Source organism: Achromobacter arsenitoxydans SY8, assembly GCF_000236785.1.
GTDB classification, from domain to species: Bacteria; Pseudomonadota; Gammaproteobacteria; order Burkholderiales; family Burkholderiaceae_B; genus Achromobacter; species Achromobacter arsenitoxydans.
This window is the reverse complement of record NZ_AGUF01000064.1, coordinates 22728-34864: the sequence shown is the minus strand read 5'-3', so window position 1 is coordinate 34864 and position 12137 is coordinate 22728. Positions and strand designations below refer to the sequence as shown.

General features: G+C 65.2%; 11 protein-coding genes. 4 read left to right on the top strand and 7 right to left on the bottom strand.

The window, feature by feature from the left end; genetic code table 11:
- Positions 1–88: 88 nt before the first annotated feature.
- From KYC_RS19995 to KYC_RS19985, 3 genes are all read right to left on the bottom strand, one after another.
- Complete coding sequence (locus KYC_RS19995) at positions 89–460, bottom strand: hypothetical protein (protein ID WP_008165742.1); 372 nt, start codon at positions 458–460, stop codon at positions 89–91.
- The gene (locus KYC_RS28435; protein ID WP_008165741.1) at positions 460–1545 is read right to left on the bottom strand and encodes a polymorphic toxin type 44 domain-containing protein; all 1086 of its coding nucleotides are present in this window, start codon (positions 1543–1545) and stop codon (positions 460–462) included. The genes KYC_RS19995 and KYC_RS28435 overlap by 1 nt, the downstream gene beginning before the upstream one ends.
- Before the next feature lie 214 nt (positions 1546–1759).
- Positions 1760–2536 carry a ferredoxin--NADP reductase gene (locus KYC_RS19985; protein WP_008165739.1) on the bottom strand — a complete coding sequence of 259 codons (777 nt, stop codon included), beginning with the start codon at positions 2534–2536 and terminating at the stop codon, positions 1760–1762.
- A 338-nt stretch (positions 2537–2874) separates the two neighbouring features.
- Between KYC_RS19985 and KYC_RS19980 the strand changes: the two genes are divergently transcribed.
- The 3 genes from KYC_RS19980 to KYC_RS19970 all read left to right on the top strand — a co-directional run bounded on the left by KYC_RS19980 (position 2875) and on the right by KYC_RS19970 (position 6516).
- Complete coding sequence (locus KYC_RS19980; protein ID WP_008165738.1) at positions 2875–3918, top strand: Fe(3+) ABC transporter substrate-binding protein; 1044 nt, start codon at positions 2875–2877, stop codon at positions 3916–3918.
- Between the two features lie 145 nt (positions 3919–4063).
- A complete protein-coding gene (locus KYC_RS19975) occupies positions 4064–5734 on the top strand; it encodes an ABC transporter permease (protein WP_008165737.1) in 1671 nt (556 codons plus the stop codon).
- Between the two features lie 5 nt (positions 5735–5739).
- Positions 5740–6516 carry an ABC transporter ATP-binding protein gene (locus KYC_RS19970; protein ID WP_043519014.1) on the top strand — a complete coding sequence of 259 codons (777 nt, stop codon included), beginning with the start codon at positions 5740–5742 and terminating at the stop codon, positions 6514–6516.
- Between the two features lie 64 nt (positions 6517–6580).
- Here KYC_RS19970 and KYC_RS19965 read toward each other — a convergent pair whose 3' ends face one another.
- On the bottom strand, positions 6581–7486 hold the full coding sequence (locus KYC_RS19965) for a pirin family protein (RefSeq protein WP_008165735.1): 906 nt from the start codon (positions 7484–7486) through the stop codon (positions 6581–6583).
- Between the two features lie 101 nt (positions 7487–7587).
- On the bottom strand, positions 7588–8286 hold the full coding sequence (locus KYC_RS19960; RefSeq protein ID WP_008165734.1) for a pirin family protein: 699 nt from the start codon (positions 8284–8286) through the stop codon (positions 7588–7590).
- A gap of 172 nt (positions 8287–8458) precedes the next feature.
- On the opposite strand from KYC_RS19960, the gene KYC_RS19955 reads away from it, so the two are divergent.
- Positions 8459–9382, top strand: coding sequence for a LysR family transcriptional regulator (locus tag KYC_RS19955; protein WP_238531969.1), 924 nt, complete (start codon positions 8459–8461; stop codon positions 9380–9382).
- Positions 9383–9433: 51 nt separating this feature from the next.
- Here KYC_RS19955 and ntrC read toward each other — a convergent pair whose 3' ends face one another.
- Together ntrC and glnL are read right to left on the bottom strand one after the other, a co-directional pair.
- A complete protein-coding gene (gene ntrC / locus KYC_RS19950; protein WP_008165731.1) occupies positions 9434–10930 on the bottom strand; it encodes a nitrogen regulation protein NR(I) in 1497 nt (498 codons plus the stop codon).
- Complete coding sequence (gene glnL, locus KYC_RS19945) at positions 10930–11994, bottom strand: nitrogen regulation protein NR(II) (RefSeq protein ID WP_008165730.1); 1065 nt, start codon at positions 11992–11994, stop codon at positions 10930–10932. Before glnL ends, ntrC begins: the two co-directional genes overlap by 1 nt.
- Positions 11995–12137: the final 143 nt, after the last annotated feature.

Here is a 12137-nt window from a genome sequence, read left to right as displayed (position 1 = left end):
CGGCCTAGAATCCGCTCCTACTGCGCAACCCAGCATTTGGGTACTCGCCGCCTGACGGCGCGTCGGGATTTTCCTTGGAGGCAGTCGCCTATAGTCGGGCGAAGAAATCTTCTCGGGTCTCCACCCGTTCAATCTTCGCCCCAGGGCCGATGTACACCTCGACCCGGCTAAAGGGCTTTGCAAGCACCAGGCGATCAGGACTCTCGCCCGGAAATGTCAGCAGTATCCACATGTCGGGCTTTGCGAACATCGCAGTGCGAAACTCCACGGTTTGCCCTGGCTCCATGCCCTGCTTTGCTGTGTCGTCGTTGTCATTAAAAAACACGCTGATCCGGGCTGTAGCATCTTTCGAGTAATGCAGATAGACAACGGGCGAGAATGCCCCCCACAGTGCGATGACCAGCCAGAGGCCTCCGAGCAAGCCGGCGGCCCAGCGGAAGGCCTTCAACAGAGATCGCATTACTTCCAAGATCCACGATTGCAGTTATGCAGTTCTTTCGCTTTGTCATGACCCACGCCCCAAGGCAATGGCACTGCCGCGATTGCCTTCAACAATGCAAGCGCCGTCAGTTCGTGCGGTTTGACGGCCGAGTACAGGTCGCATCCCAACTTGATGGACAAATGGTCAGGCACGTCGTCCGCGCTCGCCGGCCAGCGACCATTGCTCTGATCATCCTGCATCGTCGGGAAGTTGCCTTTTGAAATAGCGCCATAGGCGTCATCCATTGCCTGCGCCAGGCCCGCCCCATTTATCAGCTCCGCGACACTGAAGCCCAGCGCCACACCTACGTATCCATAGTGGATATTGGACCAAATGTCATAGTAATAGTCGAAATCGCCATACCTCTGCCATCCGTCATTAAAAATTCCCTTTGTAATCAGGCTTTTACGCAGATAGGCCTTGTGATCCCACGGCTGACCCGGCCCAACAATATCCGCCCACAATGCGTACGCGGCAAGCTTCTGCTCTATGGCCGCCTCTGAGTAGCTCTTGCCTGCCATTGCCCTGGAGTACCACGGCAGCTTTTCCAATTGACGGGCATGGGCAGCCAAGTCGTACTGGTTCGCATCAGAAATTTCCCGCCCGCGAATGGTGAAGGGATTGGTCTTCATTTCCCTCACCATGTATTCGGCGATTTCAAATGCCGTATCGGCATGGTTGCACGTAGTCCGCCTCACCGTGCTGGATAGCGTGCGATCGTCTCGTTCGCTGCCATCCACAAGACTGCTTGCTAGATGTTGTGTAACGTCCCCGGCCTGACCGACGCCCCCAGGACCGGGATCCAGCACCGCCAAGCGTTGACTGGCTATCAACTCCGCGCCGCACGATGTCCGCATGCCTTCGACCGCCAAAGAAATCCCATCCACCGTGAAACTAGCCACTCCTTGCACGATGGGGAACGTTCCCTTGCACTTCGGGCATCTGACCAGATGCCCCACTCCGGAAGCAACCCTGCCATCAATGGTGTAGACACTGACTCCCTGCAACACCGTCCCGCCGTGGGTAGTGCTGTCGCCAATTCGAATGATGGGATGGCCGGCCATGTTCGCTCCAGGCAATTGCGATGATGCACAGCCTATTCAAAAGAGTGAATGTCGGACCATCAGAAGAATCCGAAAACTGCGATTGATAAGCTCAACACTGCAGCATGCGCAATCAATTCATGACAATGGCGCGGCCATGCCGCGCGCAGTGCAAAAAAAAACCATCGCAAACGCGATGGCTTTTTTGGAATCGAGGCGTCGCCAGCGGATCGGATTACTTGTCCACGAACGCCCGTTCCACCACGTAGTCGCCCGGCTGGCCCACGCCCGGCGACACCGTGAAGCCGCGGCTGTCCAGCATGGCGCTGATGTCGGCCAGCATATGCGGGCTGCCGCAAATCATGGCGCGATCGGTTTCCGGATTGATCTGCGGAATGCCGATGTCGGCGCACAGCTTGCCGTTTTCGAGCAATTCGGTAATGCGGCCCTGGTTGCGGAAAGGCTCGCGCGTAACCGTGGGGTAGTACACCAGCTTCTCGCGGACGATGTCGCCGAAGAATTCGTTGTTCGGCAGTTCGCTTTCAATGAAGTCCGCGTAGGCAAGTTCGCTGACCCAGCGCACGCCGTGCACCAGGATGACTTTGTCGAAACGTTCGTAGACGTCCGGATCCTTGATGATGCTCATGAAGGGAGCCAGACCCGTGCCCGTGCCAAACAGGAAAAGGTGCTTGCCGGGCTTGAGGTCGTCGACGACCAGCGTGCCCACCGGCTTGCGGCTGACGAGGATGGTGTCGCCTTCTTTCAGGTGCTGCAGCCGCGAGGTCAACGGGCCGTTCTGCACCTTGATGCTGAGGAATTCGAGGTTTTCTTCGTAGTTGGCGCTGGCGATGCTGTAGGCCCGCAACAGGGGCTTGCCTTCAACTTCCAGGCCGATCATCACGAAGTGGCCGTTGTGGAACCGCAAGGCCGCGTCACGCGTCGTGGTGAAGGAAAACAGGGTGTCGTTCCAGTGGTGCACGCTAAGTACGCGCTCAGTGTTGAAAGCAGCCATGTCGTATTGAGTAAGGGCGGACAGGGACCGGGCCAGGAGGTCCGGCTTGCGCCGCGAGGTCATTCCGAGCCGCAGAAAAGGCGCGGCCGGCATTAGGGTTGACCCTATTCTACAGGGTCTTGATGATAACTGCTCTCATTATTCCGTAATACCCTTATGCCATATTGATGGGGATCAACGGTCCGAGCCATAGGCTTACGAGTAGTTGAACGGCGTTACGCTCTCTGTTATCGTCGCTCTCTCACTTGATAATCATTTTCGTTAGCAGACCGTTTTTAGCGGCGAGGCGTGTTGCGCACCACCGCTATCCTGGTTTCAGCCCTAGCTGGAGTTCCTTCATGATCAAGCGTCCCCAATTGAATTCGCTGCTTCGCGCCCTTGCGCTGGCCGGCGCCGCCGCCTTCACCGTATCGGCCAACGCGGCCGAGGAAGTCAGCCTCTACACCACCCGGGAACCCAAGCTGATCCAGCCGCTGCTGGATGCCTTCACGAAGGAAAGCGGCATCAAGGTCAACACCGTCTTCGTCAAGGACGGCCTGCTTGAGCGCGTCAAGGCCGAAGGCGCCAAGTCGCCCGCCGACGTGCTGATGACCGTGGACATCGGCAACCTGCTGGACCTGGTGGACGGCGGCGTCACGCAATCCATCAAGTCGAGCACGCTGGAATCCGTCATTCCCGCCAACCTGCGCGGCGCCGACGGCAAATGGTACGCCCTGTCGCTGCGCGACCGCGTGCTTTACGTGGAAAAGGACCTGAAGCTGGAATCCTTCCGCTACGAAGACCTGGCCGATCCCAAGTGGAAGGGCAAGGTCTGCATCCGCTCGGGCCAGCATCCTTACAACACCGCGCTGGTCGCTTCCATGATCGCGCATGACGGCGCCGAGGCCACTGAAAAATGGCTGCGCGGCGTGAAGGCCAACCTGGCGCGCAAGGCCGCCGGCGGCGACCGCGACGTGGCGCGCGACATCCTGGGCGGCATCTGCGACATCGGCCTGGCCAATGCGTACTACGTCGGCCACATGAAGAACGCCGAACCCGGCACCGACGCGCGCAAGTGGGGCGACGCCATCAAGGTGATCCGCCCGACCTTCGCCAACGCCAAGAGCGGCGGCACGCACGTGAACGTCAGCGGCGCCGCCGTCGCGGCCCACGCGCCGAACAAGGCCAACGCGGTCAAGCTGCTGGACTTCCTGGTTTCCGAACCGGCCCAGGCCCTGTACGCCCAGGCCAACTATGAGTATCCCGTCCGCAAGGGCGTGAAGCTGGACCCCGTGATTGCCAGCTTTGGCGAACTGAAGGTCGATCCCCTGCCCCTGACCGAGATCGCCAAGCATCGCAAGCAAGCCAGCGAACTGGTGGACAAGGTCGGCTTCGACAACTGATAAGCCGCCGGGCCGCCATGCCCGCGGGCATGGCGCAAGCCTGCGGCAGTGACACGCGCGCGCCCTGACACCGGGGCCGTGCGTAGGGCCTGTTCCCTCTTTTTGGGGGAACAGGCCTTGCCTTTGATGCAATCGACTTTGAAGCATGCATACAGAATCCTTGCCCCGGCCGCTGCGTCTGCGCTGGTCTGAACGGGGGGCCGGCTGGCTGGCCGGCGCCGCCCTGATCGCGCTGGCCGTGCTGGCGCCGGTGCTGACGCTGGGCTGGTGGGCGCTGGGCGGCAGCCTGGCCCATTGGCAGCACTTGGCCAGCTACGTGCTGCCGCAGGCGCTGGCCAACACCGCCATGCTGCTGGCCGGCGTGGGCGTCGTGGTGACGCTGCTGGGCACGGGCGCCGCCTGGCTGGTGACGGCCTACGACTTCCCCACGCGCCGCATCCTCACCTGGGCCCTATTGCTGCCGCTGGCGGTGCCCACCTACATCATTGCTTTTGCCTACCTGGACCTGCTGCACCCCATCGGCCCGATCCAGACCGCGATCCGGGCGCTGCTGGGCTACGACAGTCCCCGCCAGTTCCGCCTGCCCGACCTGCGCTCGATCTATGGCGCGATCTTCGTCCTGGGCTTCGTGCTGTATCCCTACGTCTACCTGAGCACCCGCGTGATGTTCATGACGCAGGCCGCCAGCCTGCTGGAAGCCGCCCGCACGCTGGGCGCCGGCCGCGTGGCGGTGTTCTGCCGCGTCGCCCTGCCCCTGGCGCGCCCGGCCATCGTCGTCGGCGTGAGCCTGGCGCTGCTGGAAACGCTGAACGACATCGGCGCGTCCGAATTCCTGGGCGTGCAGACCCTGACCGTCTCCGTCTACACCACGTGGGTTACGCGCTCGGACCTGGCGGGCGCCGCGCAGATCGCGCTGACCATGCTTGCCATCGTCATCGGACTGATCCTGCTGGAACGCCATGGCCGCAAGCGCCAGCGCTACGCCAACACGCAGCGCATGCGCCCGATGCAGCCGCGCCGGCTGCATGGCGTACCCGCCTTGGTCGCCGCCGTGCTGGGCTGGATCCCGGTCCTGGCCGGATTTGCCGCGCCCGCGCTGTACCTGGTCGTGGAAACCTACAAGCGCCTGCATCTGGTGGGCGGCGTTTCGGACCAGCTTGCCCGGGGCTTGAGCAACACCCTGATCGTGGCGTTCAGCGCCACAGTGGTCACGCTGCTGTGCGGCCTGGTGGTCGCCTGGGCCGGGCGGACCCTGCGCGAAAGCGCCGGCTTCAATCCCGGACGCGCCTGCGCCCGCATCGCCAGCCTGGGCTATGCCGTGCCCGGCACCGTGCTGGCGATCGGCCTGCTCACGCCTTTCGTCTGGATCGACACCGCCGTCGCCCGCGTGTTCGGCGGCGCGGGCCTGTTCATGATGGGCTCGATGGGCGCGCTGGTGTGCGCCTATGCGATCCGCTTCCTGGCGATTTCGACAGGCGCGCTGGAAGCGGGCCTGGCGCGCATTCCGCCGTCGCTGGAGCAGGCCTCGCGGCTGCTGGGCGAGACCTCGGCCGGCACGCTGCGCCGCGTCCACCTGCCGCTGCTGCGCCCCGCCCTGGCCGCCAGCGCGCTGCTGGTGTTCGTGGACGCCATGAAGGAACTGCCCGCCACGCTGCTGCTGCGGCCCATGAATTTCGACACGCTGGCCACATGGCTTTATGCGGAAGCCGCGCGCGGCACGTACGAGGAAGGCGCCGTGGCTGCGCTGGCGATCGTGCTGGCCGGCCTGCTGCCCGTCATCCTGCTGGCGCGCACCAATCTGAAAATGGGACATTGATCACCGTGCCCGATCTGCTAGAAATCGAACACATCTCCCTGGCCTACGACACGCCCGCGGGCCTCAAGCCCATTGTGCAGGACCTGTCGCTGGGCCTGCCCGCAGGTCACATCGGCTGCCTGCTGGGCGAGTCCGGCTGCGGCAAGACCACGGTGCTGCGCGCCATCGCCGGCTTCGAGCCGGTGCGCGCCGGCCGCATCCTGCTCGACGGCGCGGTCATCTCTTCCCCGGCCGAACAGGTGGCGCCGGAGCTGCGCCGCGTGGGCATGATGTTCCAGGACTACGCGCTGTTTCCGCACCTTACCGTGGCGCTGAACGTGGCGTTCGGGCTGCGCAAGCTGGCCCGCCCCGAGCGCGCCCGCCGCGTCGAGGAAATGCTGGAACTGGTGGGCCTGGCGCACGCCGCCAACAGCTATCCGCACGAGATCTCTGGCGGCCAGCAGCAGCGCGTGGCGCTGGCCCGCGCGCTGGCGCCCTCGCCCGACCTGCTGCTGCTGGACGAGCCGTTCTCCAATCTGGACGTGGACACGCGCGAACGCCTGGCCTTCGAGGTGCGCGAGATCCTGAAGACCACGGGCCACACCGCGATCCTGGTGACGCACAACCAGGCCGAAGCCTTCGCCATTGCGGACCGCATCGGCGTGATGTCCAAGGGCAGGATCGCGCAGTGGGATACGCCCTACAACCTGCACCACAATCCGGCCGATGCTTTCGTGCGCGACTTCATCCGCCGCGAGGCGCTGGAAGAACAGCGCGAGCAGGCCCTGGCGCGCGGCCGCTAGACCGGCGTGCCGATCAACGCCCCAGTACATCGAGGATGCGCTCCCGATGTACTGGCCGAGCGGATCACACTCCCGGCTGCGGCAGCGGGATGAACTCGGTTTCGTCGCCCGGCACGGTCTGGTTGAAGCGATTGCGCTGCCAGTCCTCCTTGGCCTGCTCGATGCGGTCCTTGCTGCTGGACACGAAGTTCCACCAGACAAAGCGCGGACCGTCCAGCGGCTCGCCGCCCAACACGGCGAAGCGCGCCGCCGTCTTGGCCCGAATCTGCACGGGCTTGCCCGGCGCAAACACCACCAGGCGCCCGCTTTCGTAGGTCTGGCCTTCGATTTCCACAGTGCCCTGCGACAGGTACGCAGCGCGTTCCTCGTGTTCGGCCGGCAGCACCATCGTGGCGCCCGCCTGCAATTGCAGGTCGCCGTAGAACAGCGGCGACAGCGTCTTCACCGATGAGGTCTTGCCGAACAGTTCACCCGCCACCACCTGGGCGCGCACGCCCTCGCCTTCGATGACCGGCTGCGCATCCAGTCCGTAATGCGTAAAGCCCGGATCGGTTTCCTCGTGGGCCTTGGGCAGGCCCACCCAGATCTGCAGTCCACAGAGGCGCTGCGGCGCCAGGCGGCTTTCCGGCGAGGAGCGTTCGGAGTGGACGATGCCGCGGCCCGCGGTCATCCAATTCACTTCACCCGGCAGAATGGTCTGCGTGTGGCCCGCGCCATCGCGATGGACCATGGAGCCTTCGTACAGGTAGGTAACGGTGGACAGGCCGATGTGCGGGTGCGGACGCACGTCGATGCCTGCGCCCACGTCGAAGTCGGCGGGACCCATGTGGTCCAGGAAGACGAACGGACCGACGGTGCGGCGTTGCGCGGACGGGATCGCGCGCAGGACCGAAAAGCCCCCAAGGTCGCTGGTGCGCGGCACCACAACGGTTTCAATCTGGCTTTCGCCGGCTTCGGACAGGATCGACATGGTGCAGTGCTCCGCATGAATGGGCCAACGGCCATCTTAAGGCCTTGCGGCCTGTTGAAAGTAGAGCCGGGCGGATTAGGAAATCCGCCCGGCGGCTGGCGTCAGGCCAGGTCGAACACCAGGACTTCGGCGTTCTTGCCGCCCGACAGCTCGACACGGCTTTCGTCCGTGATCGCCAGGGCGTCGCCGGCCGACAGCTCGACGCCGTTGGCGACGATGCTGCCGCGAGCCACGTGGACCCAGGCGCGGCGGCCAGCGGTCAGCGTCAGCGCGGCCGACTCGTCGCCGTCGAACAGCCCGGCATAAAGGCGCGCATCCTGATGGATCTTCATCGACCCGTCGACACCGTCGCCCGACACCAGGGCCTGCAGCCGGCCGCGTTTCTGCGCGTCGGAGAAACCGCGCTCTTCGTATTCCGGCGCGATCCCGGCGACGTCGGGTTCGATCCAGATCTGCAGCATGTGCGTTTCCGTATCCGGCAGCGGGTTGAACTCGGAGTGCATCACGCCGCGGCCGGCGCTCATGCGCTGCACGTTGCCCGGCTGGATGGTCGAGCCGCTGCCCATGCTGTCCTTGTGGGCGATGGCGCCGTCCAGCACATAGGTGATGATTTCCATGTCCCGGTGGCCGTGGGTGCCGAAGCCGCGTCCGGCGGCGATGCGGTCGTCGTTGATCACGCGCAGCGCGCCGAAGCCCATGTGAGCCGGGTCGTAGTAGTTGGCGAAGGAGAAGGTGTGAAACGAATCGAGCCAGCCATGGTTGGCGTGACCCCGTTCGGCGGCGCGGCGGATCGTAAGCATCTTGAACTCCTGTTTCAATAATATGAATGATTAGGGCTGCTTCGTGGCTGGGGCTTCCTGCCCGGCCGGTTTCGCTGCAACCCCGGCATGAGTGATATTCTGCGCGTGCCGGCGCCGGCGTTTGGCGCTATATTTTGACGACTTCGTTCAATTATTTTGAATGGCCATCTCGATGTCTCTTCCCCCACAGCCCATCACGCCTGAACTGCTCGTCCTGGTGGATGCCATCGCCCGGCATGGCAGCTTTGCCAAGGCGGCCCGCGAACTGGGCAAGGTGCCGTCAGCTGTCACCTATTCCATCCGCAAGCTGGAAGACGGCCTGGACGTGCTGCTGTTCGACCGCTCGGGGCACCGGGCGCTGCTCACGCCCGCGGGCGAGGCGCTGCTCAAGGATGGACGTTATCTTCTGCAGTCGCTGGACGACCTGGCCTGCCGCGTCAAGCGCATCGCCACCGGATGGGAAGTGCAATTGCGCATCGCCGTCAGCGCCGTGCTGCCGTGGCGTCCGCTGTATGACCTGATCGACGAGTTCAATGCGCTGGGCAGCGCCACGACGCTGCGCTTTTCCAGCGAGGTCCTGAGCGGCAACTGGGACGCGCTGACCTCGGGCCGCGCGGATCTGGTGATAGGCGCGGGGGCTGCGGGCGAGCCCACCGGGCCCTACCGGTCCCAGGCCATCGGCGTGATGCAGTTCGGTTTCTGCGTGGCGGCGCACCACCCGCTGGCATCCCTGCCCCAGCCGCTGTCCCGCGCCGACATCACGCGCTATTGCGCCGTGGTCGTCGCGGACACGTCGCGCAACCTGCCGGCGCAGTCGCGCGGCATTCTGTCCGAGCAGCCCACGCTGGTGATGCCGACCATGCAGGCCAAGATCGACGCGCAAGTGCGTGGCCTGGGTTGCGGTTACCTGCCGCTGACCCTGGCCGCGCCATACCTGGCGCAGGGCCTGCTGGTGGTGTGCGAGACTGATGAAGGCATGTCCCTGACGGAACACGTCGCTTACGCCTGGCGGGCGGAACCGCCGGGCGAAGCCCTGAAGTGGTGGCTCAAGAAGCTGGAATCGCCCAGGCTGTGCGAAAGCCTGCTGGGGTTGTAGCAGCGCGGCCGCTCCCAAGAGAAGGCGCCCGCATTGCGCGGGCGCCCTGCCTCATTCGTCCTCGATGCCCAGTTCGCGCAGTTTGCGCGTAATGGTGTTGCGGCCGATACCCAGGCGCGACGCCGCTTCCACGCGGCGGCCGCGGCTGGCGTCCAGCGCGCTTTGCAGCAGGATTTTTTCGAACTGGCGCGTCAGCGTGGCCATCACTGCGGGCTCGCCGCGCTCCAGGCGGTACTGCGCATCGCGCAGCAGCGAATCCTGCCAGTTGCGCGGCGTGCCGTCGTCCGCGACGGACGCTCCGGCCTGCACCACGGTGCCCATGCCGGCGGCCGGCGCCGCGGGACGCAACGGCGCGGACCCGGCGGGCGGCTGATGCTCCATGGCGCGTATCTCGGGCGGCAGGTCCGCACGCTCCACCGTCTGGCCCGGCGCCATCACCGTCAGCCAATGGCAGAAGTTCTCAAGCTGGCGAACGTTGCCGGGGAAGTCGAACTTGGTCAGCACGGCCAGCGCCTCGGGCGTCAGCCGCTTGACCGGCACACCCAGCGTCCGCGCGCTGGCGGTCAGGAAATGCTGGGCCAGCGCGGGAATGTCTTCGACGCGCTCGCGCAGCGGCGGCAGGCGCAGCCGGATGACATTCAGGCGGTGGAACAGGTCTTCGCGGAACAAGCCCTGTTCGACGCGCTGCTCCAGCGGCTGGTGAGTAGCCGCGACGATCCGCACGTCCACGCGCACGGGCTGCGCGCCGCCCACGCGGTAAAAGCTGCCTTCGGCCAGCACGCGCAGCAGGCGCGTCTGCAGCTCGATGGGCATGTCGCCGATTTCGTCCAGGAACAGAGTTCCGCCGTGGGCTTCCTCGAAGCGGCCGCGGCGCAGGTTGTTCGCCCCGGTGAAGGCGCCCCGCTCGTGGCCGAACAGCTCGGCTTCAAGCAGATCGCGCGGGATGGCGGCGGCGTTCAGCGCCACGAACGGTCCGCTTGCGCGCACCCCGTGGCCGTGCAGCGCGCGGGCCACCAGCTCCTTGCCGGTGCCGGATTCGCCCGTGATAAGGACGGTGACCTTGGATTGCGCCAGCCTGCCGATTGCGCGGAAGACTTCCTGCATGGCGGTGGACGACGATTGCGTCATCATCCAGCGCTCGTTGTTCTGCGAGCCCTCGCCCTGCCCTTCGGGCGTTTCCGGCTGCGTGGACTCCTGCATGGCGCGCTGGATCAGCGCGACGGCCTCGTTCACGTCGAACGGCTTGGCCAAGTAGTCGAACGCGCCGCCCTGGAAGGCGGACACAGTGCTGTCCAGATCCGCAAACGCGGTCATCACGATGACCGGCAGGCCCGGATGGCGCTCCTTGAGCTGGCGCAGCAGTTCAAGGCCATTGCCGCCCGGCATGCGGATATCCGACACCAGGGCCACCGGCGTTTCGCGCGCCAGCGCTTCCAGCACGTCGGCCGATTGGGAAAAGCTGCGGGTGGGGACGCCAGCGCGGGCCAGGGCCTTTTCGAGGACCCAGCGGATGGCCTGGTCGTCATCGACGATCCATACGGGTTTCATCAGTTTGCGGGCTCCATCGGGAGGACCAGGCGGAACTCGGTGCGCCCTGGCCGGGATTCAAATTCGATGATGCCGCCGTGCTGTTGCACGAAATCCTGCGCCAGGCTCAAGCCCAGGCCGGTGCCTCCAGCCCTGGCCGTGACCAGCGGATGGAAGATGCGGTCGCGGATGTGGTCCGGCACGCCGGGACCGTTGTCAATGATGGACAGCACCAGCGCCAGGCGGTGCTGCCGATGCGCCAGCATGACCTGCCGCGCGACGCGCGTGCGCAGCGTCACCACGCCAGGTTCGGTCTGCGGGCCCTGGGGCCGCGCAACAAGTTCCTGCGCTGCGTTGCGCGCCACGTTCAGGACCGCCTGCATCAGGCGGGCGGCGTCGCCCTTCAAATCCGGAACCGATGCGTCGTAGTCGCGCTGGATGGTGACGTCGTTGCGGAACTCGGCCTGGATCAGGGCGCAGACGCGCTCGCAGATCTCGTGGATGTTCACCGGCCGCGCGTTCAACGGCACACGTTGCGGGCCGCTCAGGCGGTCCACCAGCGCCTGCAGGCGGTCGGCTTCGGAAATAATGACCTGGGTGTACTCGGCCAGGGCCGCGCTGGGCAGCTCGGCTTCCAGCAGTTGCGCGGCGCCGCGCAGGCCGCCCAGGGGATTCTTGACTTCATGCGCCAGGTTGCGCAGCAGTTCGCGGTGGGCTTCGATCTCGTCAACCAGCCGGTGGTTGCGGTCAGCCAGCACGCGCTGCTCGATCTCGCGGGTTTCGATCAGCACCGGCCAACGCTGGCCGGTCAGGCCCACGGTCGTCACGGCGACTTCCACGGATTCGGTGGCGCGGCGCAACGAGGCCAGCTGCCTCACGTCGGCGTACCTGCCGCCCGCGGCGCGGTCGATTGATGACTGGATATTCTCAGGGGTGTCGAACAGGGTGGCGGCGGATTGCCCGCCCAGTTGTTTGCGCGAGCGGCCGAACAGATCCTCGGCGGCCGCATTGGCGTATTCGATATGGCCTCGTTCGTTGACCAGGAAAACGGACGTGGCAAGCAGATCGAGAGCTTCTACATTCATTTTTCAACGTACCCGAATGGACAGGGGGAAAAGCGGAACGCGTACGCGACGGCGGCGCCGGAACCCGGCGCCCTGCCCGGCAGGCGCGAAGCCTGCCGGACAATTCGTCGAGCCGCGACCTGGCGGTGCGCGTGGTGTGGGCC